This window comes from Mesorhizobium sp. B4-1-3 (assembly GCF_006439355.1).
GTDB lineage: Bacteria > Pseudomonadota > Alphaproteobacteria > Rhizobiales > Rhizobiaceae > Mesorhizobium.
In genome coordinates, this window is record NZ_VFTG01000049.1 from 1 (window position 1) to 25518 (window position 25518).

Consider the following 25518-nt stretch of genomic DNA (forward strand, 5'->3'; position numbering starts at 1 on the left):
ATACGATATCGAACGGGCGCTTGCCGGCGTGACGCTGGTGGAGGCAGCGAACGAACGCGACGAGGCGGCCGCCATCGCCATCGCGCTGAAGCGCGCCGTGGAGGCCCCGGGCAGGCGCGCGGCGCTCGTTACCGGCGACCGGGCACTGGCGCGGCGGGTTTCGGCCGAGCTTCTGCGCTTCGGCGTCGTCGCCGACGATTCCGGCGGCGCGCCGCTCCTCAACACGCCGGCCGCCAGCCTGCTGAGGCTTGCGCTCGGCGCCGCATTCCGGCCCGGCGATCCGGTGGGCCTTCTCGCCTTGCTCAAACATCCGCTGCTTGGGCTCGGTCTCGAACGCCCGACCGTGCGCAAGGCTGCCGAACTTATCGAGCTGGTGGCGCTGCGCGGCGGCACGGGTCGGCCCGACGTCGCATCGCTTGGCGCGCTTTTCGAGACGCGGCTGGCGGAGCTGGGTGGCGACACAAGGCAGCCTTTCTGGTTTTCGCGCCTGACCGTGCGCGGCATCGAGCAGGCGCACGGCATGCTTGGTCGCCTTGCCAGGGCGCTCCTGCCGCTCACCGCGATGCGCGACGAGAAGGACGCCGACATCGCGGCGCTGACGCGCGCAAGCGTCGTCGCGCTGGAGGATCTGGGCCGCGCTGCCGACGGCAGCCTCGCCGATCTCTATGCCGGCGACGCCGGTGAGAAACTGGCAGAGCTGATGCGCGGACTGGTGGCGGCGTCCTCGCCCTTCACCTTTGCCGCCTCGGAATGGCCCGACGTGATGGAAGCGCTGATCGCGCCGGAGACGGTGAAGCCGGCGCAAGGCACGGACCGCAACATCGCCATCTGGGGCGCGCTGGAAGCCCGGTTGCAGAACGTCGACACGCTGGTCATCGGCGGGCTCAACGAAGGGGTCTGGCCGCGCAAGCCCGAGAGCGACCGCTTCATGTCGCGGCTGATGAAGACCGGCATCGACCTCGAGCCGCCGGAGCGGCGCATCGGCCTTGCCGCGCACGATTTCCAGATGGCGATGGGCACGAAAGACGTCGTGCTGACGCGGTCGGCGCGCTCGGGTGACGCGCCGGCGGTGCCGTCGCGCTGGCTGCAGCGCATCCTGACCTTCATCGGCAAGGAGCCGGCGACAGCCCTGCGCGGGCGTGGTGACGCGCTGCTTGCCTGGGCTCGGGCGCTCGACGCCGGCGAGAAGAAGGATTTTGCCCTTCGACCGCAGCCCAAGCCGCCGCTCAGCATGCGCCCGCTGCATTTCTCGGTCACCGAGATCGAGACGCTGCGCCGCGACCCTTACGCGGTCTATGCGCGGCGCATCCTTGGCCTGATGCCACTCGAGCCCTTGATCCGCGATCCGGGCGCAGCCGAACGCGGCACGCTGTTCCACGAGATCCTGCATATGTTCTCGCGGCGGGTCGAGGACCCGAGGGCGCCGAATGCCTTGGCAAGCCTCATCGAAGCCGGCCGTCTCTGCTTTGCCGAGGCGAAGCTGCCGCCGGATATCGAGGCCATCTGGTGGCCGCGATTCGAAAAGCTCGCCGAGAACATCATCGAGTGGGAGCACACCCGCGCCGACGCGGTCGCGAGGCGCTATGCCGAGGAGCGCGCCGAGAAGACGGTGGTCGGGCGCACCGGCGTGACGCTGTCCGGCTATGCCGATCGCGTCGACCTGCTTGCCGGCGGCATGGCCGATATCCTCGACTACAAGACCGGCTCCTCGCCCTCGAAAGCGCAGGCGCACACGCTGCTGTCACCGCAACTGGCTTTGGAGGGGGCGTTGCTCAGGCGCGGCGCCTTCAAGGAACTGGGCATTCGCGAGCCCTCGCAGCTTGCCTTCGTGCGGCTGAAGCCGAACGGCGAGGTGTTCGAGGAATCGATCCTCGAATACAACCGCAAACCCCGCACCGCCAACGATCTCTCCGAGGAGGCCTGGGCGCGGCTGGAGCGGCTGCTGTTCCACTATGCCGACCCGACCACCGGCTATCTGTCGCGCGCCCTGCCCTTCCGCGAGGGCGAAGCCGACGGCGACTACGACCATCTGGCGCGCGTGCTCGAATGGTCGGCCGGCGGCGCCAGCGAAGACGAGGCGGAAGGATGAAATATCCGATTCCCTCCGATACCGTCGCCAGCCAGGCGCGCGCCTCGGACCCCGCCTATTCCGCCTGGGTGTCGGCCAATGCCGGCTCGGGCAAGACGCATGTGCTGGCGCAACGCGTCATCCGGCTCCTGCTTAACGGCACCGATCCGTCGAAGATCCTGTGCCTGACCTATACGCGGGCCGCCGCCGCCAACATGTCCAACCGCGTCTTCTCGACCCTGTCGGAGTGGACGGCGCTGCCCGACGCGGAGCTGGCGATGAGGATCGCGGCGCTGGACGGCCGAGGGGCCGACCGCGAGATGATGCGGCGCGCGCGGCGGCTGTTTGCCGAGGCGCTCGAGACGCCTGGCGGGCTGAAGATCCAGACCATCCACGCCTTCTGTGAATCGGTGCTCCACCAGTTCCCGCTGGAGGCCAACATCCCGGCGCATTTCGAGATGCTCGATCCGCAGATGGAGGCCTCGCTGTTCGCCGATGCCCGCCGCGACATGATCTCAGGCGCGGGCGCCGGCGTCGAAGGCTTGGCGGATGCCTTCGCCACGGTGCTGGAGCGCGGCGGCGAGTTCGGTCTCGATGCGCTGCTTGCCGAGATCGTCGGCAAGCGCGACGAGTTGCGCGATTTCATCGCCAAGCTCGGCAAAAGCCGGGACTTCCGGCCGCTATTCGCGGAGTTCGGCTTCAGGCCCGGACAGACGGCCGAGGGCATCGCCGCTTCGCTCTGGCCGCTGCCTGGCTTCGACCCTAACCAGTTCGCTGAATTCGCGCAGGCCGCCGAAGCCGCCGACGCGCGCCAGGTGCTGAACAACGTCATTCCCTATGCGCGGGGCGCCTTCGCCGAAGCCGACCCGATCCGCCGGCTGCGGCTGCTGGCAAAGGCCTTTCTCAAGGCCGATGGCGACCCCTATGAGCCGCCCAAGATCCTCAAGAAGGCGCTGGTCGACCGGCTGCCGGATCTGCCGGACCGCTACCTTGCGGCGGCCAAGGCGATCCTCGACGTAACCGACCGGCTGGCGCTGTTCCGCATGCTCGAAGGGACAGCGGCGGCGCTCACCGTCGCCGGCTGGCTGATCGCGCGCTACGAGCAGTTGAAGCGAGGGCGAGGCTTCCTCGACTTCAACGACCTCATCACCCGCACCGTGAGCCTCTTGTCACGGCCGGATGCCGGGCCGTGGGTGCAGTTCAAGCTCGACCAGGGCATCGACCATATCCTGCTCGACGAGGCGCAGGACACGAGCCCTGACCAATGGGAGGTGGTGAAGAAGCTGACGGAAGAATTCTTTGCCGGGCTCGGCCAGCGCGAGGCGGTCACGCGCACGATCTTTGCCGTTGGCGACGAGAAGCAATCGATCTATTCCTTCCAGGGCGCAGCGCCCGATTCCTTCGCCGAAAGCCGGCTGTTGTTTGCCGGGCGCGTGCGCGACGCGGAAGCCGCCTTCGCCAATCTGAAGCTCACCTGGTCTTTCCGCTCGAGCGACGACGTGCTGGCCGCGGTCGACCGCGTCTTCGCCGAACCCAGCGTCAGGCGCGGCATCAGCCACGATCCCGATCCGCTGAGCCACAAGGCGATCCGCAACGATGCGCCGGGCTATGTCGAGGTGTGGCCGTCGGTCGGCGCCGAGATGGTCGAGGAGCCCGACGACTGGACCTTGCCGGTCAACCATGCCAGCGCGCCCGCTGTGCGCGTCGCCGAGCATGTGGCCACCACCATCCAGACCTGGCTGCGCAACGGCGAGATCATCGAAGGCAAGGGCCGGAGACTGACCGCCGGCGACATCCTCGTCCTGGTGCGCAAGCGCGACCGCTTCGTCCATGCGCTGTCGCGCAGCCTGAAGAACCGGCAGATCCCGGTCGCCGGCGCCGACAGGCTGAGCCTGCCCGGCCATATCGCCGTGCAGGACCTGATCGCGCTCGGACATTTCCTGATCCAGCCGGAAGACGATCTTTCGCTGGCCGCGGTGCTGCGCAGTCCGATCTTCGACGTCTCCGAGGAGACGTTGCTGACGCTTGCCGGCCAAAGGCCGAAGGCCCAGTCGCTGATTGCTTCGCTCAGGCAACATGCGGCCGAGGATGTTTCCCTCGCCGCTGTCGTTAGCCGGCTCGATAGCTGGGCAAACGAGGTCGCGTTCAAGCCGGTGTTCGAATTCTACGCCGCGGCGTTGGCGCGCGATGGGTTGCGCCGCAAGATGACGGCGCGGCTCGGACCCGAGGCCGGCGACATCCTCGATGACTTCCTGAGTTTTTGCCTGGCCGAGGAACGGACTGGACTGCCGGGGCTGGAATCCTTCCTCTCGACCTTGGAAAATGCCGGCCCCGAAATCAAGCGCGAGATGGACCAGACGCGCAACGAGGTCCGCGTCATGACCGTGCACGCCGCCAAGGGCCTGGAGGCGCCGGTCGTCTTCCTGGTCGACGGCGGCTCGGCGCCGTTCAGCGACCAGCATCTGCCGCGGCTGATGCCGTTCGAAAGCTCGGGCGCGCAATGGAGGGGCAAGGGCTATCTGTGGCGCTCGGCCAACGACGTCTCCAACGGCGTCTCGAAGGCGGCATCGGTGCGGGCGCGCGAACTGGCGGACGACGAATACCGGCGGCTGCTCTATGTCGGCATGACGCGTGCCGAGGACCGGCTGATCGTCTGCGGCTATCATGGCAAGCGGCAACCCAGCACCGGCACCTGGCATTCGATCGTCAGCCGCGCGCTGCTGGGTGCGCCGGAGAGTTCCGAGCGGCGGCATCCAGCGACGGCCGAGGTGGCGGTGCATCGCTTCCATATGACGAAATTGCCACCCGTCGCGCTGACCGGCGCCAATGAGACAGGCCCCTTCGAGCAGACCGCGCCTTTGCCCGAAAGCCTGTTCCGGCCGCTGCCGCTTTATGAGGAGCTGCCGCGGCCGCTTTCGCCTTCCGGCGCCTCGGCCTTGATCGATGAGGCCAAAGACACCGTGCCCGACACACGCTCGCCGGTGCTCGACGCCGAGTCCGAGCCCGGCTTCGCAGTGGTGCGCGGCCTGGCCTTGCACAAGTTGCTGCAGATGCTGCCAGGCATCGCCGAGGACGAAAGGCGGAAGGCGGCGGAGCGCTACCTGGCGCGCGCCGGCGCCGATTGGCCGGATGGCGAGCGCGACAAGGCGCTGGACGCCGTGCTTGCGATCCTGTCCGACGGCCGCTTCGGCGCGCTGTTCTCGCCGTCGTCCCGCGCGGAAGTCGCGATCATGGGCAGCCTTGAGGTGAAGGGCAGGCTGCGCTCTATCTCCGGCAAGATCGACCGGCTGGCCGTTACCCGGGAAAAGGTGTCGATCATCGACTACAAGACCAACCGGCCGGCCCCCAAAGACCTGGCGGAGGTGCCGCCGGCCTATGTGCTGCAGCTTGCGCTCTACCGCGCTCTGCTCCAGCCGCTCTATCCGGGACGCGAGGTGACGTCGGCGCTGCTGTTCACCGAGGCGCCGCGGCTGATCGAGCTGCCGGCCAGAGCGATGGACGATGCCCTTGCCCGACTCACGGGAGCGTGACACAAGAACTGCTTGAACATCGCCGCCACAACCACCACATTTGGTGCAACTTGAGTTTTCGAAAGGATTTCAGCATGGCCACCGTCAAGGTCGACAATGGCAATTTCCAGGCCGATGTGCTCAACGCCAAAGAGCCGGTCGTGGTGGATTTCTGGGCGGAGTGGTGCGGCCCGTGCAAGATGATCGGCCCGTCCCTGGAAGAGATCGCCAAGGAGCTCGGCTCCAAGGTGAAGGTCGCCAAGCTCAACATTGATGAGAATCCCGAGCTCGCCGCCCAGTACGGCGTGCGCTCGATTCCGACGCTGATGATCTTCAAGGGCGGCGAAATGACCGACATGAAAGTGGGCGCCGCGCCGAAGACGGCGCTGTCGAACTGGATCAACGGCGCCATCGCCTGAGCCAATCAGCATATCCAAGGAACAAGCCCGGCCACCGCGCCGGGCTTTTTCTTTGGCGTCATCGCTCGGCGCGCTCTGGCCCTGACGTTCGCGCCCGCCATCTCCTCTTGTACAGGAAAAGGAGAGCGCCATGACCGGAACAGCCAAGGCCACAGTCCATGTCGACAATGAGCGCGTCATCGTCACCGAATACCGCTTCGCGCCCGGCGCCAACACCGGCTGGCACCGCCATGGCCACGACTATGTCGTCGTGCCGCTGATGGACGGCAAGGTGAAGCTGGTGACCAAGGACGGCGAATCCTTTGCCGAAATGAAGAAGGGGGCGCCGTATTTCCGCAGGGAAGGCGTCGAGCACGACGTCATCAACGCCAATGACGGCGAATACGCCTTCGTCGAGATCGAGCTGAAGTAGGCCGGCCGTGAGTGCCGGCTTGCACGGTTCCTTTCCGGCCTCGTGCGGCATGTCGTGAGTCTAACATCTCTCTTCGCCTTTGCCGGTTTTGCGGCCGTGGCCGCTTATGTCCAGACGCTGACCGGTTTCGCCTTCGGCCTGGTGATGATGGGCGCGATTGCGCTTGTCGGCTTGCTGCCGCTGCCCGACGCGGCCGCGATGGTCGGCATGCTGACGCTAGTCAACGCCACGCAGATGCTGATCCATGGCGGCTGGCGCGAAATTGCGCGCCGGGAGTTGCGGCTTATCCTGGTCGCCAGCCTGCCTGCCTTGCTCGTCGGTTATGCTCTGTTGGAATGGCTGGCGGACACGCGGGCCGACCTGCTGAAAATCGGGCTTGGCGTGGTCATCATGCTGTCCAGCCTGCAGCTTGCAATAAAACCCGCGGGTTTGGCGAAACGGTCGTCGGACGCAAGCTTTGTCGGCTTCGGCATCCTCTCAGGCCTGATGAGCGGATTGTTCGCGACCGGCGGCCCGCCGCTTGTCTACCATCTCTTCCGGCAGCCCTTCCCGCACGAACGCATTCGCGAAACGCTGGTCGCCGCCTTCGGAGCCGCGCAGGTGGTGCGAATTGCGATGGTCGTGGCAAGCGGCAACCTGCCGACCATGTCGCCATTCGCGCTCATCCTGGCCGTACCGGCCGTAATGCTGGTGACCTATGCCGCGCGCCGCTGGCCACCGTCATTGTCACAAGGAACGATGCGAAAGATCGTCTTTGTTCTGCTTTTCCTGTCAGGGCTCTCGCTGGCGCTGCCCGCCGCGATGCATCTTGCTGTTTGAAGCGCTCTAGCGAAACCATGGCTAACATCGGCGGGCCTATATTTGGTGAAACGGAGTCTTCCATGGCTGAACCGCAGCTCTCGGTCCGTAGCGCAAAGGCACGGGACCTTGCTTATCGACTTGCTCGTCGCGAAAATCGCTCCATAGCCGATATCGTCGAACGCGCGCTTGAGTCCTATGAGATTCGGGAGGCGGGCCGCGAACCCGCGTCTGCCTTCTACGCTCGGCGGCAAACAGCGGTACCGACATCGATCTGGAGAAAATCGTCCGCGAAGGCCGGCACGTCCACAAGGGACTCGAGCTTTGATCTTCGTCGACACCAACGTGATGTCGAAGACCCTTAGGAAGGCACCCGACGCAGCCGTCCTGGCTTGGCTTGTCCGGAACGATGCGGAGCTCGCCCTTTCGACAGTGGCGATTGGTGAAATCGCTTTCGGCATCCAGAAGATACGTCCTGATGAGAGCGCTGACCGGCTGGAGCAAGGGCTTTTTCAGTGGCGCCAACGCTTTGCCGATCGCATTTTTGGATTTACCGAGGCGGCTGCCCTGGCTTATGGCGAGATAATGGGAGCCGCCAGTCGCCACGGCCGGGGAATGTCGGCTCCCGACAGCATGATTGCAGCATCGCTCACGTTAACGGCGGTCGGCTAGCAACCCGCAATCTGAGCGACTTCAGCGCCGCTGGCCTTGATCTGATCTCACCGTGGGATTTCTGAGCCGCTCCGCGATCACCAGTCCGCGACACGGTCGCCACCAGCGAATTGCGCGCTTTTGGCGGTGTATTCGAACAACTCGATCTTCACGTCGTTGGGATCGGTGATCCAGGCTTGGTATGTGTCGTCGCGGGCGAGCTTCTTCGATGTGACCTCCACGCCTTTCGATCGGATATGGGCGATCGCCGCGTCGATATCTTCCACCTCCAGGCAGAAATGGTTGATCTGGTTGCGGTCGCTGTAGCTGACCTCGACATGGCTGCGGCCGCCGCAATCGAGATAGAAGCCGAAAATCCTGCCATCGCGCAGGAAGTGAATCTTGTGCCCACGCCGAGCACATCGCGGTAGAAGCCGCGCGTCGCCTCCAGGTCATGCGCGAAGATGCAGACGTGGGCGAGCTGCTTCACCTTGATCATGGCCGGTTCCTTTCGGCCCCCGCCGAATCCGCAATGCCTCCCGGTTTCGCCTCAGGTGGGCGGCGTGCCGTTCTCGGCCAGCACGGCGCCGGCGAAGTAGAGCGAGCCGCCGATGAGAATCCGCGGCGCCGGGCCGTCCCAGGAGTCGCGCAACAGCATCAATGCGTCGGCGACGGAGCTGACCGGCTCGGCCGACAGGCCGGCCTCTTCGGCGCGCAATGCCAGCTCGTCGTTGGGAACGCCGGCGTCGCTGCTGGTCACCGGCACGGTGTAGACATGGCGGGCAAGCCCCTTGAAGGCGCTGAAATAGCCGGTCTGGTCCTTGGTGTTGATCATGCCGGAAATCAGCACCAGCGGTCTCGGATTCTTTTCCTCCTGCTCGGCCAGCGCCTCGGCGATGACGATGCCTGCGCCGGGATTGTGGCCGCCGTCCAGCCAGATCTCCGCGCCCTTCGGAGCCAGATCCACCAATTTGCCCTGCGTCAGCTTCTGCATGCGCGCCGGCCAGGCGACATGGGTCATCGCCCGCTCGGCGGCGCGATGGCCGATCTCGAAGCCGGCCGCCTTGACGGCGGCGATCGCCGCCGCGGCGTTGGCGTATTGGTGGCGCCCGGGGAGGCGCGGCAGCGGCAGGTCCATCAGCCCGTCCTCGTCCTGATAGACCATGCGGCCGTTTTCCTCGAAAGCGAGGAAGTCCTGGCCATAGACCACGGTCGGGCAATCCAGCCGCTCGGCCGTCTCGATCAGCACCTGAAGCGCTGTCTCGCTTTCCTGGGCGCCGATCACCACCGGACAGCCGCGCTTCATGATGCCGGCCTTCTCGGCGGCGATCAGCTCGACGCGGTCGCCGAGATAGGCCTCATGGTCCATCGAGATCGGCATGATCACCGAAACCGCCGGCCGCTTGATGACGTTGGTGGCGTCGAAGCGGCCGCCAAGACCGACCTCGATGATCGCCGCCTCCGCCGGATGCTCCGAGAACAAGATGAAGGTGACGGCGGTGAGTATCTCGAAGACTGTGATCTTCTGGCCTTGATTGGCCTCGGCGACGCGCGCGATTGCTTCGGCGAAAATATCGTCCTCGACGAGCTTGCCGCCACCCTCGGCCGCCAGCCGGTAGCGCTCGTGCCAATTCACCAGATGCGGCGAGGTATGAACGTGGACGAGGTGGCCGCCCGCCTCGAGCAGCGCGCGCGAAAAGGCGGCGCAGGAACCCTTCCCGTTGGTGCCGGCGATATGGATGACCGGCGGCAGCCGGTCCTGCGGATTGCCGAGACGTTCGAGAAGCCGGGTGACGCGATCCAGCGAAAGGTCGAAGCCTTTCGGATGCAGCGTCATCAGATGTTCGATTTCGCGTTCGGCGGAGAGCGTTGTCATGGCAGAATCCTAGAGCGGTTCATCATCTCATGGAATGCAGAACCGCTCTCTCTTTTTTGTTGACGCAATTCCGAACGGAAAACCGCTTCGCACTTTTCCTGGAATTTTCTTGTTCGCATGGCACCGGAACAGGGAATCGGTTTCGGTGAGGCCATGCGCAAATCAAAGGCTACAGCACGCAACGGACGGCGCAAATCGCGGTTCGCGGCGAACGATGTCGCGCCAAGCCGATATGGCTTCAGGCCGATCCCGCGTCAGGCTTGCGGCCGCGCCTCGGCGTTGACCACCGCCGGCGGGAGGACTTCCGGCTCGAGCGGCTTGTCGGCCGGCGGCATCTTGAGCAGCATTTTCAGCAAGCGCGCGATCGTCTGGCGCATCTCCAGCCGCGACACGACCATATCGACCATGCCGTGCTCCATCAGATATTCGGCGCGCTGGAAACCGTCGGGCAGCTTTTCGCGGATGGTCTGCTCGATGACGCGCGGGCCGGCAAAGCCGATCAGCGCGCCGGGCTCGGCGATGTGGACATCGCCCAGCATGGCGTAGGAGGCGGTGACGCCGCCGGTGGTCGGGTTGGTCAGCACCACGATATAGGGCAGGCCGGCTTCCTTCAGCCGGTCGACGCCGATCGTGGTGCGCGGCAATTGCATCAGCGAGAGGATGCCTTCCTGCATGCGGGCGCCGCCGGAGGCGGCGAACAGGATCAGCGGCCGCCTGCGCTGCAGCGCCACCTCGAAAGCGTGCACGATGGCTTCGCCGGCGGCCATGCCAAGCGAGCCGCCCATGAAGGCGAAATCCTGCACGGTGACCACCACCGGCAGGCCTTCGATGCTGCCGACCGCGTTGAGAATAGCGTCTTCCAGGCCGGTCTTCGTCTTGGCCTCTTTCAGACGGTCGGTGTAACGCTTCTCGTCACGGAACTTCAGCGGGTCCTGGACGACCTTGGGGTTCTCCAGCACCTCGTATTTGCCGTCGTCGAAGAAATATTTCAGCCGCTCCTTGGCCGAGATCTTCATGTGGTGGCCGGAAGCCGGGATGACGAACTGGTTGGATTCGAGATCCTTGTGGAAGATCATCTCACCGGTCTCAGGATCCTTGATCCAGAGGTTCTCCGGCATGTCGGTGCGCCGGCCGAGCATCGAATTGATCTTCGGGCGGACGTAATTGGTGATCCAGTTCATGGCGTCGGCTCCCTGTCTTGGAACGACTTCAAGCTATTCACTTCAGCCCACTCCAGGAAAAGTCTGTGGCGGTTTTCCGGCCGGAATTGCTTGGCAACAAATAGTCAGGCTATTCCGCGGCGGCAAGGCGCGCCGAACGGACGCCCTGCGCGAGCCCGCTGACCAGGGTCGCAACGGCCTCCGCCGGATCGGCTGTCATCTCGCCCTTCGGTCCCAGCACATTGGCGATCGCATTGACGATCGCCGTGCCGACGACGACGCCGTCGGCGGAGGCGCCGATGACGCGGGCCTGTTCGGCCGTCTTGACGCCGAAGCCGACACAGACCGGCAGCGCCGTATGGCTCTTGATGCGGGTGACCGCCGCCGAAACCTTGGTGGTATCGGCGAGCGCCGAGCCGGTGATGCCCGTCATCGAGACGTAATAGACGAAGCCGGAGGTGTTCTCCAGAACCTTGGGCAGACGCTTGTCGTCGGTGGTCGGCGTCGCCAGGCGGATGAAATTGACGCCGGCCTTCAGCGCCGGAATGCAAAGCTCCTCATCCATCTCCGGCGGCAGGTCGACGACGATCAGGCCGTCTATGCCGCTGGCCTTGGCGTCGGCGAGGAAGCGGTCGACGCCGTAGATGTAGATCGGATTGTAGTAGCCCATCAGAACGATCGGCGTCTCGTCGTCGCCGGCGCGGAAGTCGGACGCCATCTTAAGCGTCTTGGCCAGCGTCTGGCCGCCCTTCAGCGCTCGAAGACCCGCAGCCTGGATCGCCGGGCCGTCGGCCATCGGATCGGAGAAGGGCATGCCGAGCTCGATGATGTCGGAGCCTGCCCCCGGCAGCGCCTTCATGATGGCCAAGGCCGTGTCGTAGTCGGGGTCGCCGCCCATGAAATAGGTGACCAGAGCCGGGCGGCCTTCGGCCTTGAGCTTCGCCATACGGCGATCGATGCGGGCGGTCATTGTCAGATCTCCATGCCCAGCATGTTGGCCACCGTGTGCACGTCCTTGTCGCCGCGGCCGGACAGGTTGACGATGACGATCTGGTCCTTGTCCATCTTCGGCACGATCTTCATCGCATGCGCGATGGCATGCGCCGATTCAAGCGCCGGGATGATGCCTTCGACCCGGGTGGTGAGCTGGAAAGCTTCCAGCGCCTCGTCGTCGAGGATCGGCTCGTATTGGACGCGGCCGGAATCGCGCAGCCAGGAATGTTCGGGACCGACGCCCGGATAATCGAGGCCGGCCGAGATCGAGTGGCCGTCGAGGATCTGGCCGTCCGAATTCTGCAACAGATAGGTGCGGTTGCCGTGCAGCACGCCGGGCTTGCCGGCACTCATCGAAGCGCAATGCTCGACGCCGTCGAGGCCGCGCCCGCCGGCTTCAATGCCGATGATGCGCACATCCTTGTCGTCGAGGAAGGGATGGAACAAACCGATGGCGTTGGAGCCGCCGCCGACGGCGGCGATGATGACATCCGGCAGCCGACCTTCCTGCTCCAGTATCTGGGCGCGGGCTTCCGTGCCGATCACCGACTGGAAGTCGCGCACCAGCTCCGGATAGGGATGCGGGCCGGCGGCGGTGCCGATCAGATAGTAGGTGTCCTCGACATTCGTGACCCAGTCGCGCAGGGCCTCGTTCATGGCGTCCTTCAGCGTGCCATGGCCGGCGGTGACCGGCCGCACCTCGGCACCAAGCAGCTTCATGCGGAACACGTTCGGGCTCTGGCGGGCGACGTCGGTGGCGCCCATGTAGACGACGCAGGGATAGCCGAAGCGCGCGGCGACGGTGGCGGAAGCCACGCCATGCTGGCCGGCGCCGGTCTCGGCGATGATGCGCTTCTTGCCCATGCGCTTGGCGAGCAGGATCTGGCCGAGGCAGTTGTTGATCTTGTGCGAGCCGGTGTGGTTGAGGTCCTCGCGCTTGAAATAGACCTTGGCGCCGCCGAGATGCTTTGTGAGGCCCTCGGCGAAATAGAGTTTTGACGGCCGCCCGGCATAGTGGGTCGAAAGGTTCTGCAGCTCGGCCTTGAACTCGGGATCGGTCTTGGCCTTGTTCCACTGCTCTTCCAGATCAAGGATCAGCGGCATCAGCGTCTCGGCGACGAAGCGGCCGCCGAAAATGCCGAACATGCCCTGCTCGTCGGGCCCGGTGCGGAAGGAATTGGGCATTGCCGGCTTGTTCATCGCCGATCTCCTAGTGTGAAATGTGCTTCAGGCGGCGCGGTCGTCGCGCGCGGCCCTGACGACCCGGAAAAACTGCTCGATCAGCGCCGGATCCTTGACGCCCGGAGCACTTTCCACACCGGACGAAACGTCTATTCCGGGCGGATTGGCCTGTCTCAGGGCATCGCCGACATTGGCGGCGTTTAGCCCACCGGAAAGCATGTAATCGAGCCCGGCGTCAAGGCCGGCAAGGACGCGCCAGTCGAAGGCGACGCCGTTGCCGCCCGGCAGTTGCGATCCCTTCGGCGGCTTGGCGTCGAACATGAAACGATCGGCGATGCCGACGAACGGCTTTATCCGCTCGAGGTCGGCTGCCTCGCTGACGGAAAACACCTTCATGACCGGCAGGCCATAGCGGGCCTTGAGCTCCGCTACGCGCCCGGGTGTTTCCGAGCCGTGCAGTTGCAGCATGTCCGGTTGCATCTTGGCGACGATCTCGCCGAGGAAGGCATCGTCGGCATCGACGGTGACGGCGACCGCCTTGGCCTTGCCGCGCGCCGCTTCGCGCAGACGCCCGGCCTCGGCGGGCTCGACATAACGCGGGCTCTTAGCGAAGAAAATAAAGCCGACATGGCTGGCGCCGCCGGCAAGGGCGGCTGCCATCGCGGCGTCGGTCTTCAATCCGCAGATCTTGATGTCGAGCGTCATGGCGCGGGATTGGCACGAAACGGGAAAAGAGTCGAGGAAAAGCATGCTGTTGCCGGTGCGGCGGAAAACACTACCTTCATATAGGAACCGCAGGCGGGAGCACGATAACCATGGCCGACCGGACCGTCGCCGAACTGAAGCAGAAGATCGCGCAGGCGCGCGAGGTGATCGCGCATCTAATGGAAAAGTCCGATTTCAACGGCGCCGAGGCGCACCGGGCGCTGGATTATTTCGGCAGCGACGCGTTCGACCGGAATTTCCTGCCGTGGCCGCATCAGGGCGAAGAGGGGCTGCGGCCGGAGGAACTGAACGCGGCGAATGATGATTGAGAGGGTTGCGTTAGGCGAGGTACCGTGCCGCCGTCATCCTAGGGCGGAGCGACGCACAGCGGCGCGCAGACCCTAGGATCCATTCCGTTACGCCGGCCGAATGGTGCCGCGATTGAGAATAAAACGCCGTTCCGGGACGCCTCCCGTCAATGCAAAGCGACTTCTGAACCGCTGCGGCGCGCGCACGTCACGGCATGGATCCTCGGGTCTGCGTGCGTCGCTTCGCTCCTTGCTCCGCCCGTGGATGACGAAGCTGAGATGGCTTGGCTAATCTCCAACGTTTGCGCTAGCAGTGGCAACGGTCTTCGCGCTATTGCCCCGCTGCAGCTACTCAAACACAATCGCCTGCAGCGCGCCGCCGTTGCGCTTCAGCCAGTCCTTGCAACGGTCGGTGTCCGGGCAGAGCTTCTCACAAAGCTTCCAGAATTTCGGGCCGTGGTTCATCTCTTTCAGATGCGCCACCTCATGCGCCACAAGGTAGTTTATCACCGCGGGCGGCGCCATCATGATGCGCCACGAGAAGGAGAGATTGCCCTCCGAGGTGCATGACCCCCAGCGGCTGGAGGTATCCTTGTACCTGATGGCCTTGGCGCGCTTGCCGATCGCCTCGGTGTGCTTGACCACCAGCCTCTCGATCTCCTTCTTGGCCTCGCGCTTGAGGTAATCGGCGATGCGGCGCGGCAGATGGATGCGCTCGCCATGGACGATGAGCAGCAGGCCGCGCTCGTCGCGCGAGACGGTGACGGTGCCGCGCCTGGAAGGCTCATGAACGATCCGATACGGCACGCCGCGGATCGGGATCCTGATGCCGGGGCGCACCTGCGGCCGCGTCGGCACCTTGGCCAGGCGCTGCTCCAGCCAGTCCTGGTGGCGGTCGAGGAATTTCTCCACCTCGCCCCGGCGCAGGCCGGGCGGCACGGTGATGCGCAGGCCCTGGCCGCCGGAATCGATGCGCAGCGTAAGCCGCCTGGCCCTGGCGCTTTCGACGATCTTCAGCGGCAGCGTGCGGCCGGCGACGCAATGTTCTCGCTCCACGACAGGCGTGGGCTTTGGCTTGGTCAAATTGCGAAAGAAGCCGAGGGTCATGGCTGAACGATACGCGATTCGAAAAAAACGGCCAGTGGAGGGAAGCTACAAAGAGAACAAAAAAGAAACGGCGCCGCTAAGCGCGACGCCGCATATCGTACCGGAGCCTGTCCCTACAGCGCCGCGCGTCCTTTTCGGACGCGCAAAGGACGTTGTAGCACCTTAAGTGGGCGCACGACCTTTTCCGAAAATCGGCGTCGATTTTCGGGGTCATGCGCGGCTTCAGTCGTCGAGCAGGTTTGTGCCTTTGCCGCGCTTAGAAGCGGGCTTATCACCCGATTCGGTGGTGGTCGGCGCGGTATGCTTGTTGCGGTTGGCCATGAAGCGGTCGAACTCTTCCTGGTCCTTGGCGCGGCGCAATTCGCGGGCGTAGTCGTCGAACTCGGAGAGCATCTCGTCCAGCTTGCGGCGCTCCTCGGCCAGGCGCTCCAGCTCCTTCTCGCGCCAGTCGTCGAACGCGACATTACCAGTCCGGGCCGAGCCGTGACCCCAGCGGGCCGCCCTCTCGGAGCCGCGGCGGCAGCCGGCGAAGATGCCGTCGGTCGCGCGGTTGACGTCGCGCTTGAAGCCTTCCAGCCGGTCGCCCCAGATAATGTAGGCCAGCATGGCGAAGCCGAGCGGCCAGAACACCATGAAGCCGATGACCATCAGCGCGATGGTGGCCGGCGTCCAGGCCGGACGGATCAATGCAGTCGTATTCATTTCTCCCAATCCTTCCGTTGGAGACAGCCAAACCGGCTGCGTGGAATCGAAATGGGAAGGCGAAATAGGCTATTCAAGGCAGTTCCGGCCAAAACCGGCGAAGCATATGAAATGATTATCGCTTTTTGAGTTTCTCCAGGAAAAGCACTGCCATTCCGGCAACAAGCCCCCAAAATGCTGCGCCGACGCCAAAAAGCGTGAGCCCCGAAGCCGTGACGGCGAAGGTGACGGTGGCCGGCATGCGTTCGGCCTCTTCCTTCAGCGCGATCGACAGCGCGTTGGCCAACGGCGCCGTCAAGGCGAGCCCCGCGACCAGCACGATCAGGCTTTGCGGCAGGACGGCGAAGATCGCCACCAGCGAAGCGCCGAAGACCGCGAAGACAAGATAGGCGAGCGCGTAGAACGGCCCGGTCTTCCAGCGTTCGGCCGGATCGGGATGGACATCGGGGCCGGTGCAGATTGCGGCCGAGATCGCCGCAAGATTGGTGGTCGCAGCCCCGAACGACGCCGAGAGCAGCGAAAACAGGCCGGTGACGCCGATCAGCGGACCGGGCTCCGGATAATAGCCCGCTGCGCGCAGCACCGCGAGGCCGGAAAGGTTCTGGGAAGCCATGGTGACCAGATAGAGCGGCAGGGCAAGGCCAATGGTCGCCGAGGCGGTGAATTGCGGCGCAATAAAGGTCAACGTCGACAGTTCCGGTACAGGCAGGCTGCCGACGCGGCCGGTGAGGAAGGCGGCGAGGCCGCCGCCGATCAGCACCACCAGCACCGACAGAGCCGGATTGAACAGGCGGATGACGAAGAAGGCGGCGATCAAGGGCAGGATCAGCCAGGGGTCGGCGGGAATGGTCTTCACCGCATTGACGGCGAAGCTGACCAGGATGCCGGCCAGCATGCCGGACGCGACGGAGGCCGGGATTTTCGCGATCAGCCGGGTCAATGGCTTGAACAGGCCGGTGGCGACCAGAAGGACGCCGGCGACCATGAAGGCGCCGACGGCCTGCGGCATCGTGAAGCCGCTGGAGGCCGCGATCAGCGCCAGGCCAGGCGTCGACCAGGCGGTAATGACCGGCATTTTCGTGCGCCAGGACAGCCACAGGCATTCGATCGTCATGGCGAGGCAGATCGCGGTGACGCCGCTCGCGGTCTCGATCTGGGTTGCGCCGACCGCCTTGGCGGCGGCGATGACGAGAGCCAGCGTGCCGCCGAAACCGACGATCGCCGCGACGAAGGCGGATATCGGGATGGAGATGCGCATCGCTCAGCCCGCCCGCCTGACCATGTCGCCGACGACCCGTTCGAGCATTTCGAGATCCTCCGGGCGGGACAGACGATGGTCGCCGTCCGGGATCAGCGACAGCGTCACGTCGTCGGCGGGCAGCATCGCGGCCAGCTTCAGCGCATGGCCGGACGGCACATCCGGATCGGCAAGGCCCTGCATGATGTGCACCGGGCAGTGCGTGTCGATCGGCCCGGTCATCACCCGGTTCGCCCGTCCGTCCTCGATCAGCGCGCGTGTGTAGATATAAGGCTCGTCCGAATAGTCCGACGGCTCGGCGAAGAAACCCTTTTCCTTGAGATCCTGTCGTTGCGCGTCGGTCAGCACCGGCTCGATCAGCTCGACGGTGAAATCCGGCGCCGGCGCCAGCAGCACCAGACCGGCGACGCGGTCTTCGCCCGCCTTGCGCAGTTCCTGCACCATGCGCAGCGCGATCCAAGCCCCCATCGAGGAGCCGACCAGGATCTGCTTGCCCTTGCTGAACCGCCGGAAGACTGCAAGGCTCTCGGCCAGCCATCTGGAGATCGTGCCGTCGGCGAATTCGCCGCCCGACTCGCCATGGCCGGAATAGTCGTGGCGCAGATAGGCATGGCGCTCGCGAGCGGCCCAGGCGGCAAGCATCTCGGCCTTCGTGCCCAGCATGTCGGATTTGTAGCCGCCGAGCCAGACCACGCCGGGCGCCGCACCAGCGGCCGACCTGACGGCGATGTTCGACCCGTCCACATCGATGAAAACCGGAGCGCTGGCGGCCATGAGCTTGTCCTCTCGCCCGGTCTTTTGACACAGGCCGGGGTTCAACGAAAAGTGCTCGCGACGTTTCTTTGCTTGGTGCAGACAATTGCCTGACAGGAGGTGATTTTCCGGCGCGGCTATGCTATTGACTCCGGCCGCGCGCTCACCACATAGGCGCGTCCACCTGTTTAAACCTAAAGAACCCCTGAACGAAACGGCCGAGGAGACCACGACCATTCGCAGACCTTTCAAAGCAGCGGCACCCACCAAGGACGGGCCGCGCTCCAACCGAGACATCCGGGTGCCCCGGGTCCAGCTTATCGACGCCGACGGCCAGAACCGAGGCGATGTTTCCATCAACGACGCATTGCTGCTGGCCGAAGAGGCCGGGCTCGATCTCGTCGAGATATCGCCCAATGCGGTGCCGCCCGTCGTCAAGATCCTCGATCTTGGCAAGCTGAAATACGCCAACCAGAAGAAGGCGGCCGAAGCGCGCAAGAACCAGAAGGTCATCGAGATCAAGGAGATCAAGATGCGCCCGAACATCGACAGCCATGACTACGAGACGAAGATGAAAGCCGTGCGGCGCTTCTTCGAGGAAGGCGACAAGGTCAAGCTGACGCTGCGCTTCCGCGGACGCGAGATGGCGCATATGGAGCTCGGCATGCAGCTCCTGAACAAGGTGCGCGAGGAAACCTCGGCGATCGCCAAGGTCGAGGCGGAGCCGAAGCTCGAAGGCCGTCAGATGATGATGGTTCTGGCGCCGCGCTGACCGGGAAAGGCGCGGCCGTCAAAGCGTCGCGTCTGTCACGGTTTCGAGAGTTGCCGGGCTCTTCGTATCCCGCTCTAAAATCCGCCCGAATTGCCGGGCACGGCGTCCCGGCGATCGGCGGGGCGCCTGTTTTCAATCCGATCGCCAGCCACCTCGACGATCACTTCGCGATCGCGAGCAATCGACGATCGGCTTTTGCCGATCGCGAACCAATCGATGATCGGATGGGTCATGGTCGATGAAGTGAAGGTCCCGGCCGACAACCAGAATGAAGGGTTGGGCGGCTATCAGCACATGCGCCGGATCGTGCTGGCGGTGCTGATCGTGGTGCTGTTCTGCGCATTGCTGTTCGGCCAATCGAGCTTTCCGCCCGAGACCTCGATGCACGAGTCGATCGAGATGTTCGGCGTGCTCTTGATCTTCCTCGGCATTGTCGGACGGCTGTGGTCGACGCTCTATATCGGCGGACGCAAGTCGGCCGAAGTGGTGACCGGCGGGCCTTATTCGATCACCCGCAACCCGCTCTATCTGTTTTCGACGGTCGCTGCCGCCGGCGTCGGCGCGCAGATCGGCTCGTTCAGCGGCATCGTCCTGTTTTCGCTGCTGTGCGCCGGCGCCTTCCACATCGTCATCCTGCGCGAGGAGCGGTATCTCAAGGAAGTGCTCGGCGCGCCCTACCAGGCCTATCTCGCCAGGGTGCCGCGCTTCTTCCCGAACCTTTCGCTCTACCAGGAAGGCGATACCGGCAGTTTCAGGCCGCGCCTGCTCTTGAACACGCTGCTCGACGGGCTGGTGTTCCTGGTGGCGCTGCCGGCCTTCGAGCTGATCGACGGCATGCAGCAGTCGGGGATGCTGCCGGTGTGGTTCACGCTGCCTTAGAGCCTTTCACCGTTTCACGGAAACGGCGAACCGCTCTATTTCTTTGTTTTTACGCAATTCCGGACGGAAAACCGATCACACTTTTCCTGGAATTGCTCTAGAACGGTGATCTTAAGGTGAGGCGGCCTGCAAATGGCGGCTTCCTGCGCTTCGGAACCCACTGTGTTCGACTCGGCCTGACCTGGATCTCAACCATTCCCGCCCGCGAACGGCGAGGACAGCGCGTCGCATGGCTTGGGGTGTTGCACACCGGCCGTCTTTGATCTATAGGACCGCCGTTCCGCTATCGGCCCGGAAATCATCAGATTTACGGAAAGCACGATACGCAGAGCAAAAAACAAAAACCGCCCGGCAGGGCATGCCGTGGCGGTTTCATTTGCTTTTCGGGCTTTGGTCGGCCCGAAGCGAACAAGAAGCGCGATGGTGCGCCACCTAGACGGAGTAGCAAAATGCCCAAGATGAAGACCAAATCGGCCGCCAAGAAGCGGTTCAAGATTACTGCCACCGGCAAGGTGCTGTCGGCTGCCGCCGGCAAGCGCCACGGCATGATCAAGCGTTCCAACAAGTTCATTCGCGATGCCCGCGGCACGATGGTTCTGGCTGAACCGGACGGCAAGAAGGTCATCAAGAATTTTCTGCCGAACGGCCTCTGAGCATTCGGTCTGGTTACGTTTTAAGGAGATCATGACATGGCACGCGTAAAGAGAGGCGTTACCGCCCACGCCAAGCACAAGAAGGTCCTGAAAGCCGCCAAGGGCTTCTACGGCCGCCGCAAGAACACCATCCGCATCGCCAAGCAGGCGGTGGAGAAGTCGCTGCAGTACGCCTACCGCGACCGCAAGAACCGCAAGCGCTCGTTCCGCGCGCTGTGGATCCAGCGCATCAACGCCGCGACCCACGAGCATGGCCTGACCTATGGCCGCTTCATCGACGGCCTCAACAAGGCCGGCATCGAGATCGACCGCAAGGTCCTTTCGGACATGGCCATCCACGAGCCGCAGGCTTTCGCCGCGCTGGTGGCCAAGGCCAAGGTCGCGCTCGAATATCTGAAGAACACCACGCCGAATGCTTTTGAGAGCGCTGTCGCCTAAGCCAGCGCTTCCCAAGCATTCGCAATTCTGATTTTGGGGAACCCGCGCTGGCACAGCTGGCGCGGGTTCTTTTTGTGTCCGATGTAACCAAAATGGTGACGCACCGAACCACGGTGGTTACCCGATCGAGAGAGTTTCGCCGTGAACGCCACCGCTGGAAATCTTGAAACCCTTGAAGCTTCCCTGATGGCCGACATCGCGGCTGCGGCCGACGAACCGGCAATCGAGGCGGTGCGCGTCGCGGCGCTGGGCAAGAAGGGCTCGGTCTCCGAAATGCTGAAGACGCTGGGCGCCATGAGCGCCGAGGAGCGGCAGGTGAAGGGCCCGGCGATCAACGGTCTGAAGAACCGCATCACCGAAGCGCTCACCGCGCGCAAAGCGGAACTGAAGGATGTGGCCATCGCCGCGCGGCTCGCCGCCGAGAAGGTCGATGTCACGCTCCCCGTTCGCCAGTCGCCGGCCGAGCGCGGCCGCATCCATCCGATCAGCCAAGTGATCGACGAGATCGCGGCGATCTTCGGCGATCTCGGCTTCTCGATCGCCGAGGGGCCGGATATCGAGACCGACTATTACAATTTCACCGCGCTGAATTTCCCGGAAGGCCATCCGGCGCGCGAGATGCACGACACCTTCTTCTTCCAGCCGGACGAGAAGGGCGAGCGCAAGCTTTTGCGCACGCACACCTCGCCCGTGCAGATCCGCACCATGGAACGGCAGAAGCCGCCGATCCGCATCGTCATCCCCGGCAAGACCTATCGGCAGGATTCCGACGCCACCCACTCGCCGATGTTCCATCAGGTCGAGGGGCTGGTGGTCGACAAGTCGGCCAATGTCGCCAACATGAAGTGGGTGCTGGAGGAGTTCTGCAAGGCCTTCTTCGAGGTGCCGTCGGTCAAGATGCGCTTCCGGCCGTCCTTCTTCCCGTTCACCGAGCCAAGCCTCGAGGTCGACATCCAGTGCGACCGCTCGCGTCCGGGCGAAGTGCGCTTCGGCGAAGGCTCCGACTGGATGGAGATCCTGGGCTGCGGCATGGTGCATCCCAACGTGCTGCGCGCCGGCGGGCTCGACCCGGACGAGTATCAGGGCTTCGCCTGGGGCATGGGCATCGACCGCATCGCCATGCTGAAATACGGCATGCCGGACCTGCGCGCCTTCTTCGATGCCGACGTCCGCTGGCTCGCGCATTACGGCTTCCGGCCGCTCGACCTGCCGACGCTGTTCGGGGGACTGTCTGCATGACGGCACCTCACACCGGCGGCTGCCGTTGCGGCGCGGTGCGGTTCGAGGCTTCCGCCGAGCCGCACCACATCAGCTATTGCCATTGCGGCGATTGCAGGCGCGCGACCGGCGCGCCTGTGTCGGCCTTTGTCGGTTTCATGGCCGACAAGGTCGCGCTCAACGGCAAATCGCTGAAAAGCTACCGCAACGGCCCGGTGGAGCGCACCTTCTGCGGCATTTGCGGCTCGCCGATCGCCTATACCGACCGGCGGCTCGACAAAAATATCTATTTCATGCTCGGCGCCATGGACATGCCGGCTTATTTCAAGCCGACGCTCCATGCCTATGTGCGTGAGCAACTGCCTTTCCTGCACATGCCGGACGATCTGCCCAGGCATCTGAAGACCAGCGTGCCCAGACCTGAAGGGCAAGGACCGAACGGAACAGAACCATGAAATTCACCCTCTCCTGGCTCAAGGACCATCTCGAGACCGACGCCTCGCTTGCCGAGATCGTCGAGCGGCTGACCGCGATCGGCCTCGAGGTCGAATACGTCGACGACAAGGCCGGCCTGAAACCCTTCGTCATCGCCAAGGTGCTGACGGCGGTGCAGCACCCCGACGCCGACCGGCTGCGCGTGCTGACCGTCGACACCGGCGACGGCAAGCCGCCGGTGCAAGTGGTGTGCGGCGCGCCCAACGCCCGCGCGGGAATGATCGGCGCCTTCGCCGCGCCCGGCACGTATGTTCCGGGCATCGACGTGACGCTCTCGGTCGGCAAGATCCGCGGCGTCGAAAGCCACGGCATGATGTGCTCGGAACGCGAGCTGGAAATCTCCGACGAGCATAACGGCATCATCGACCTGCCTGAGGACGCGCCGGTCGGCACCAGCTTCGCGGCCTACGCGCATCTCGATGATCCCGTCATCGAGATCAACCTGACGCCGAACCGGCCGGATGCGACCAGCGTCTATGGCATCGCCCGCGACCTCGCGGCAAGCGGGCTTGGCCGCCTCACCGGCGGTGGGATCATGCCGCATGCCGGCAACGGCCTGTGCCCGGTGAAGGTCACGATCGAGGCGCCGGAGCTTTGCCCCGGCTTCGCGCTGACGCTGGTGAAGGGCGTCAAGAACGGCCCGTCGCCGAAATGGCTGCAGCAGCGGCTGATCGCCATCGGGCTTCGGCCGATCAGCGCTCTGGTCGACATCACCAACTATGTCACCTTCGATCGCGGCCGGCCGCTGCATGTGTTCGATGCCGCCAAGGTCGCAGGCAATCTCGTGGTGCGCCGCGCCAGGGAAGGCGAAAAGGTGCTGGCGCTCGACGGGCGCGAATACACGCTGACGCCGGAAATGTGCGTGATCGCCGACGACAATGGCGTCGAATCGATCGCCGGCATCATGGGCGGCGAGCATTCGGGCTGCGACGAGAACACCACCGATGTGCTGATCGAATCGGCGCTCTGGGACCCGATTACCACCGCGCGGACCGGCCGCGCGCTCGGCATCATCACCGACGCGCGCTACCGTTTCGAGCGCGGCGTCGACCCGGAATTCATGGTGCCGGGCATCGAGCTCGCGACCAAGCTGGTGCTCGATTTCTGCGGCGGCACGCCGTCTGAAATCGAGGTTGCCGGCTATGCCGGCCACAAGCCGAAAGTCGTGACCTTCCCGCTGTCGGAAGTGAAAAGGCTGACCGGCATCGAGGTGCCTAGGGAAGAAGCCCTCGACATCCTGACCCGTCTCGGCTTCGCGCCGCAGGGCTCCGGCGACGCCGTCAAGGTGAAGGTGCCGTCCTGGCGGCCGGATATCGACGGCAAGGCCGACCTCGTCGAGGAGGTGATGCGCATCCACGGCGTCGACAACATCGCGCCGCAGCCGCTCGCCTCGCATGACGCCGTCAACGGCAAGATCCTGACCACGCTGCAGGTGCGCACCCGTTCAGCAAAGCGCGCGCTCGCCGTGCGCGGCATGATGGAGGCCGTCACCTGGTCGTTCATCCCGGCAAAGCACGCCGAATTGTTCGGCGGCGGCCAGACGGCGCTGAAGCTCGCCAACCCGATCGCCGCCGACATGTCCGACATGCGGCCTTCGCTGCTGCCCGGGTTGATCAGCGCCGCGCAGCGCAATGCCGACCGCGGCATCGGCGACGTGGCGCTGTTCGAGGTTTCCGGCACCTATGAAGGCGACTTGGCCGACCAGCAGCGGCGCGTCGCCGCCGGCGTGCGGCGCGGCACCGCCAAGCTCGACGGCTCGGGCCGCAGCTGGGCCGGCAATGCCGGGCCGGTCGGCGTGTTCGACGCCAAGGCGGACGCGATCGCGGCGCTCGAAGCCTGCGGCGCGCCGGTCGACCGGCTGCAGATCGAGGCCGGCGGCCCGGCCTGGTATCATCCGGGACGCTCCGGCACGATCAAGTTCGGCCCCAAGACGGTGCTCGGCACCTTCGGCGAGTTCCATCCGAAGACGCTGGAAACGCTCGACGTGTCGGGGCCGCTCTGCGGCTTCGAGGTTTTCGTCGACGCCGTGCCGGAGCCTAAAGCCAAGCCGACGCGCACCAAGCCGAAGCTGGAGCTCTCGCCCTTCCAGGCGGTGAAGCGCGATTTCGCCTTCGTCGTCGACCGGACGGTCGAGGCCGGCACGCTGGTGCGGGCAGCCTTGGCCGCCGACAAGAAGCTGGTCACCGGCGTTTCGGTGTTCGACGTCTTCGAGGGTGCGTCGCTGGGCGCGGCCAAGAAGTCGATCGCCATCGAGGTGTCGATCCAGCCGGTCGAAAAGACGCTGACCGACGAGGATTTCGAGGCGCTCGCAAAACGCATCGTCGAGAACGTCAACAAGCAGACCGGCGGCGTGCTGAGGGCGTAGTTGGGGATTGCCGGAGCGTCGCGAATCGCCCTCCAAAGGGCGATGGACCACCTCCGTTACTCCGGCCTTCCCTTCGAAACGCAACGCGCGGCCTTCCTCGCCGTCGTCGCGGCCGACCCGCTTTTGGCCGAGACGCTGGCGCGCGTGCGCCAGCTTGCGCTGCCGGACTGGCTGGTGGTGTCGGGCGCGCTCTACAACAGCGTCTGGAACCATCTGACCGGCAAACCGCCGGGCTACGGCATCAAGGATGTCGACCTGTTCTATTTTGACGACACCGACTTGTCCTACGAGGCCGAGGACGCGGTGATCCGCCAGGCGGCGGAGCATTTCGAGGGGCTGCCGCTACCGGTGGAGGTGCGCAACCAGGCGCGCGTGCATCTGTGGTATCCGCAGAAGTTCGGGCAGGAATGTCCGAGGTACGCGAGCGCGAGCGAGTCGGTGAGTTACTTTGCGTCGAGGGCGCATGCGGTGGGGGTGCGGTATGGCGGCGACGAGGCGCTGGAATTGGTGGCGCCGTGCGGGCTCGACGATATTTTTTCGTTCCGCATCACGCCGAACAGGGTGCTGGATAATCAGCGGACGCATGAGATGAAAGGGAGAAGGGCGCAGGCGTGCTGGCCGGAGATTGGTGTGGTGCCTTGGTAGGCGCAGTCCCCGACGCGCTCAATTGGACAAAGAGCCCTCTGTCGGCGGGACAGCGCCCCCCTTGGCCTGCCGGCCATCTCCCCCACAAGGGCAGGGCTATCGCATATGAGTAAAGAGCTCATAGAAGAAGTCTCTGCTCCAGTTGGCTCTTC

General features: G+C 64.7%; 26 protein-coding genes and 2 pseudogenes. 17 read left to right on the forward strand and 11 right to left on the reverse strand.

The annotated features are described in order from the left end of the window. From addB to FJW06_RS29605, 7 genes and pseudogenes are all read left to right on the forward strand, one after another. The coding region (gene addB / locus FJW06_RS29575; protein ID WP_140757166.1) for a double-strand break repair protein AddB at positions 1–2089 on the forward strand (2089 nt) is incomplete at its 5' end. Further along, positions 2086–5598, forward strand: a complete 3513-nt coding sequence (gene addA, locus FJW06_RS29580; RefSeq protein ID WP_140757168.1) for a double-strand break repair helicase AddA — start codon at positions 2086–2088, stop codon at positions 5596–5598. The genes addB and addA, both read left to right, overlap by 4 nt. A 74-nt stretch (positions 5599–5672) precedes the next feature. Next, a complete protein-coding gene (trxA, locus tag FJW06_RS29585; RefSeq protein WP_140757170.1) occupies positions 5673–5996 on the forward strand; it encodes a thioredoxin in 324 nt (107 codons plus the stop codon). A gap of 130 nt (positions 5997–6126) precedes the next feature. Further along, positions 6127–6408 (forward strand): cupin domain-containing protein, encoded by a 282-nt coding sequence (locus tag FJW06_RS29590; protein ID WP_140757172.1) that lies wholly within the window; start codon positions 6127–6129, stop codon positions 6406–6408. Between the two features lie 54 nt (positions 6409–6462). Continuing rightward, positions 6463–7227 carry a sulfite exporter TauE/SafE family protein gene (locus tag FJW06_RS29595; RefSeq protein WP_140757174.1) on the forward strand — a complete coding sequence of 255 codons (765 nt, stop codon included), beginning with the start codon at positions 6463–6465 and terminating at the stop codon, positions 7225–7227. Positions 7228–7289: 62 nt separating this feature from the next. Further along, positions 7290–7534 (forward strand): annotated as a pseudogene (locus tag FJW06_RS29600) (plasmid stabilization protein). Then, a pseudogene (locus FJW06_RS29605) lies at positions 7531–7943 on the forward strand (PIN domain-containing protein). Before FJW06_RS29600 ends, FJW06_RS29605 begins: the two co-directional pseudogenes overlap by 4 nt. A gap of 12 nt (positions 7944–7955) precedes the next feature. Here FJW06_RS29605 and FJW06_RS30750 read toward each other — a convergent pair. Continuing rightward, positions 7956–8144, reverse strand: a complete 189-nt coding sequence (locus FJW06_RS30750) for a hypothetical protein (RefSeq protein ID WP_246674935.1) — start codon at positions 8142–8144, stop codon at positions 7956–7958. On the opposite strand from FJW06_RS30750, the gene FJW06_RS30755 reads away from it, so the two are divergent. Then, positions 8115–8288, forward strand: a complete 174-nt coding sequence (locus FJW06_RS30755; protein WP_246674938.1) for a hypothetical protein — start codon at positions 8115–8117, stop codon at positions 8286–8288. The two genes, FJW06_RS30750 and FJW06_RS30755, sit on opposite strands and share 30 nt — an antisense overlap. A gap of 119 nt (positions 8289–8407) precedes the next feature. Here the strand turns inward: FJW06_RS30755 and FJW06_RS29615 are convergent, their stop codons facing one another. From FJW06_RS29615 to FJW06_RS29635, 5 genes are all read right to left on the reverse strand, one after another. Next, positions 8408–9733, reverse strand: coding sequence for a folylpolyglutamate synthase/dihydrofolate synthase family protein (locus tag FJW06_RS29615; protein WP_140757176.1), 1326 nt, complete (start codon positions 9731–9733; stop codon positions 8408–8410). A gap of 254 nt (positions 9734–9987) precedes the next feature. Beyond that, positions 9988–10914 carry an acetyl-CoA carboxylase, carboxyltransferase subunit beta gene (gene accD / locus FJW06_RS29620; RefSeq protein ID WP_140757178.1) on the reverse strand — a complete coding sequence of 309 codons (927 nt, stop codon included), beginning with the start codon at positions 10912–10914 and terminating at the stop codon, positions 9988–9990. Between the two features lie 109 nt (positions 10915–11023). Further along, complete coding sequence (gene trpA, locus FJW06_RS29625; protein WP_140757180.1) at positions 11024–11863, reverse strand: tryptophan synthase subunit alpha; 840 nt, start codon at positions 11861–11863, stop codon at positions 11024–11026. 2 nt (positions 11864–11865) lie between these two features. After that, positions 11866–13086 (reverse strand): tryptophan synthase subunit beta, encoded by a 1221-nt coding sequence (gene trpB, locus FJW06_RS29630; protein WP_140757182.1) that lies wholly within the window; start codon positions 13084–13086, stop codon positions 11866–11868. A gap of 27 nt (positions 13087–13113) precedes the next feature. Continuing rightward, positions 13114–13773, reverse strand: a complete 660-nt coding sequence (locus tag FJW06_RS29635) for a phosphoribosylanthranilate isomerase (RefSeq protein WP_140757204.1) — start codon at positions 13771–13773, stop codon at positions 13114–13116. Between the two features lie 110 nt (positions 13774–13883). Between FJW06_RS29635 and FJW06_RS29640 the strand changes: the two genes are divergently transcribed. Next, entirely contained in the window at positions 13884–14102 is a 219-nt protein-coding gene (locus FJW06_RS29640; RefSeq protein ID WP_140757184.1) for a hypothetical protein, read from the forward strand. Between the two features lie 327 nt (positions 14103–14429). On the opposite strand, the gene FJW06_RS29645 is transcribed toward FJW06_RS29640, so the two are convergent. The 4 genes from FJW06_RS29645 to FJW06_RS29660 all read right to left on the reverse strand — a co-directional run bounded on the left by FJW06_RS29645 (position 14430) and on the right by FJW06_RS29660 (position 17922). Beyond that, positions 14430–15188 carry a M48 family metallopeptidase gene (locus tag FJW06_RS29645; protein WP_140757186.1) on the reverse strand — a complete coding sequence of 253 codons (759 nt, stop codon included), beginning with the start codon at positions 15186–15188 and terminating at the stop codon, positions 14430–14432. Between the two features lie 222 nt (positions 15189–15410). After that, complete coding sequence (locus tag FJW06_RS29650; RefSeq protein ID WP_140757188.1) at positions 15411–15890, reverse strand: DUF2852 domain-containing protein; 480 nt, start codon at positions 15888–15890, stop codon at positions 15411–15413. 115 nt (positions 15891–16005) lie between these two features. Then, the gene (locus tag FJW06_RS29655) at positions 16006–17148 is read right to left on the reverse strand and encodes a benzoate/H(+) symporter BenE family transporter (RefSeq protein WP_140757190.1); all 1143 of its coding nucleotides are present in this window, start codon (positions 17146–17148) and stop codon (positions 16006–16008) included. 3 nt (positions 17149–17151) lie between these two features. After that, positions 17152–17922: an alpha/beta hydrolase gene (locus FJW06_RS29660; RefSeq protein ID WP_140757192.1), complete on the reverse strand. Its 771-nt coding sequence runs from the start codon at positions 17920–17922 to the stop codon at positions 17152–17154. A 214-nt stretch (positions 17923–18136) separates the two neighbouring features. Here FJW06_RS29660 and infC point away from each other — a divergent pair, with 214 nt between their 5' ends. After that, the gene (infC, locus tag FJW06_RS29665; RefSeq protein WP_140757206.1) at positions 18137–18673 is read left to right on the forward strand and encodes a translation initiation factor IF-3; all 537 of its coding nucleotides are present in this window, start codon (positions 18137–18139) and stop codon (positions 18671–18673) included. 74 nt (positions 18674–18747) lie between these two features. On the opposite strand, the gene FJW06_RS30360 is transcribed toward infC, so the two are convergent. Beyond that, positions 18748–18906 (reverse strand): hypothetical protein, encoded by a 159-nt coding sequence (locus FJW06_RS30360; protein WP_181178662.1) that lies wholly within the window; start codon positions 18904–18906, stop codon positions 18748–18750. Between FJW06_RS30360 and FJW06_RS29670 the strand changes: the two genes are divergently transcribed. The 7 genes from FJW06_RS29670 to FJW06_RS29700 all read left to right on the forward strand — a co-directional run bounded on the left by FJW06_RS29670 (position 18905) and on the right by FJW06_RS29700 (position 25366). Continuing rightward, entirely contained in the window at positions 18905–19552 is a 648-nt protein-coding gene (locus tag FJW06_RS29670; protein WP_140757194.1) for an isoprenylcysteine carboxylmethyltransferase family protein, read from the forward strand. The genes FJW06_RS30360 and FJW06_RS29670 overlap by 2 nt on opposite strands. Positions 19553–20001: 449 nt before the next feature. Beyond that, complete coding sequence (gene rpmI / locus FJW06_RS29675) at positions 20002–20205, forward strand: 50S ribosomal protein L35 (RefSeq protein ID WP_027166935.1); 204 nt, start codon at positions 20002–20004, stop codon at positions 20203–20205. A 36-nt stretch (positions 20206–20241) separates the two neighbouring features. After that, on the forward strand, positions 20242–20643 hold the full coding sequence (gene rplT, locus FJW06_RS29680) for a 50S ribosomal protein L20 (RefSeq protein ID WP_042637600.1): 402 nt from the start codon (positions 20242–20244) through the stop codon (positions 20641–20643). Positions 20644–20829: 186 nt separating this feature from the next. Then, positions 20830–21882 carry a phenylalanine--tRNA ligase subunit alpha gene (gene pheS, locus FJW06_RS29685; RefSeq protein WP_246674937.1) on the forward strand — a complete coding sequence of 351 codons (1053 nt, stop codon included), beginning with the start codon at positions 20830–20832 and terminating at the stop codon, positions 21880–21882. Continuing rightward, on the forward strand, positions 21879–22316 hold the full coding sequence (locus FJW06_RS29690) for a GFA family protein (protein ID WP_140757198.1): 438 nt from the start codon (positions 21879–21881) through the stop codon (positions 22314–22316). Before pheS ends, FJW06_RS29690 begins: the two co-directional genes overlap by 4 nt. Next, positions 22313–24721, forward strand: a complete 2409-nt coding sequence (gene pheT, locus FJW06_RS29695) for a phenylalanine--tRNA ligase subunit beta (protein ID WP_140757200.1) — start codon at positions 22313–22315, stop codon at positions 24719–24721. Before FJW06_RS29690 ends, pheT begins: the two co-directional genes overlap by 4 nt. Positions 24722–24763: 42 nt before the next feature. Further along, positions 24764–25366: a nucleotidyltransferase family protein gene (locus FJW06_RS29700; RefSeq protein WP_140757202.1), complete on the forward strand. Its 603-nt coding sequence runs from the start codon at positions 24764–24766 to the stop codon at positions 25364–25366. Positions 25367–25518: the final 152 nt, after the last annotated feature.

Bases quoted from the DNA above. Each gene is read 5' to 3' on its own strand.
- FJW06_RS29615 (WP_140757176.1), bottom strand. From the start codon at position 9,733: ATGACAACGCTCTCCGCCGAACGCGAAATCGAACATCTGATGACGCTG.
- FJW06_RS30755 (WP_246674938.1), top strand. From the start codon at position 8,115: ATGGGCGATCGCCGCGTCGATATCTTCCACCTCCAGGCAGAAATGGTT.
- FJW06_RS29700 (WP_140757202.1), top strand. From the start codon at position 24,764: ATGGACCACCTCCGTTACTCCGGCCTTCCCTTCGAAACGCAACGCGCG.
- FJW06_RS29655 (WP_140757190.1), bottom strand. From the start codon at position 17,148: ATGCGCATCTCCATCCCGATATCCGCCTTCGTCGCGGCGATCGTCGGT.
- FJW06_RS29660 (WP_140757192.1), bottom strand. From the start codon at position 17,922: ATGGCCGCCAGCGCTCCGGTTTTCATCGATGTGGACGGGTCGAACATC.
- FJW06_RS29635 (WP_140757204.1), bottom strand. From the start codon at position 13,773: ATGACGCTCGACATCAAGATCTGCGGATTGAAGACCGACGCCGCGATG.
- trpB (WP_140757182.1), bottom strand. From the start codon at position 13,086: ATGAACAAGCCGGCAATGCCCAATTCCTTCCGCACCGGGCCCGACGAG.
- FJW06_RS30360 (WP_181178662.1), bottom strand. From the start codon at position 18,906: ATGACCCATCCGATCATCGATTGGTTCGCGATCGGCAAAAGCCGATCG.
- rplT (WP_042637600.1), top strand. From the start codon at position 20,242: ATGGCACGCGTAAAGAGAGGCGTTACCGCCCACGCCAAGCACAAGAAG.
- FJW06_RS29640 (WP_140757184.1), top strand. From the start codon at position 13,884: ATGGCCGACCGGACCGTCGCCGAACTGAAGCAGAAGATCGCGCAGGCG.
- FJW06_RS29650 (WP_140757188.1), bottom strand. From the start codon at position 15,890: ATGAATACGACTGCATTGATCCGTCCGGCCTGGACGCCGGCCACCATC.
- pheS (WP_246674937.1), top strand. From the start codon at position 20,830: ATGGCCGACATCGCGGCTGCGGCCGACGAACCGGCAATCGAGGCGGTG.
- FJW06_RS29645 (WP_140757186.1), bottom strand. From the start codon at position 15,188: ATGACCCTCGGCTTCTTTCGCAATTTGACCAAGCCAAAGCCCACGCCT.
- trxA (WP_140757170.1), top strand. From the start codon at position 5,673: ATGGCCACCGTCAAGGTCGACAATGGCAATTTCCAGGCCGATGTGCTC.
- pheT (WP_140757200.1), top strand. From the start codon at position 22,313: ATGAAATTCACCCTCTCCTGGCTCAAGGACCATCTCGAGACCGACGCC.
- FJW06_RS29670 (WP_140757194.1), top strand. From the start codon at position 18,905: ATGGTCGATGAAGTGAAGGTCCCGGCCGACAACCAGAATGAAGGGTTG.
- rpmI (WP_027166935.1), top strand. From the start codon at position 20,002: ATGCCCAAGATGAAGACCAAATCGGCCGCCAAGAAGCGGTTCAAGATT.
- trpA (WP_140757180.1), bottom strand. From the start codon at position 11,863: ATGACCGCCCGCATCGATCGCCGTATGGCGAAGCTCAAGGCCGAAGGC.
- addA (WP_140757168.1), top strand. From the start codon at position 2,086: ATGAAATATCCGATTCCCTCCGATACCGTCGCCAGCCAGGCGCGCGCC.
- accD (WP_140757178.1), bottom strand. From the start codon at position 10,914: ATGAACTGGATCACCAATTACGTCCGCCCGAAGATCAATTCGATGCTC.
- FJW06_RS29590 (WP_140757172.1), top strand. From the start codon at position 6,127: ATGACCGGAACAGCCAAGGCCACAGTCCATGTCGACAATGAGCGCGTC.
- FJW06_RS29690 (WP_140757198.1), top strand. From the start codon at position 21,879: ATGACGGCACCTCACACCGGCGGCTGCCGTTGCGGCGCGGTGCGGTTC.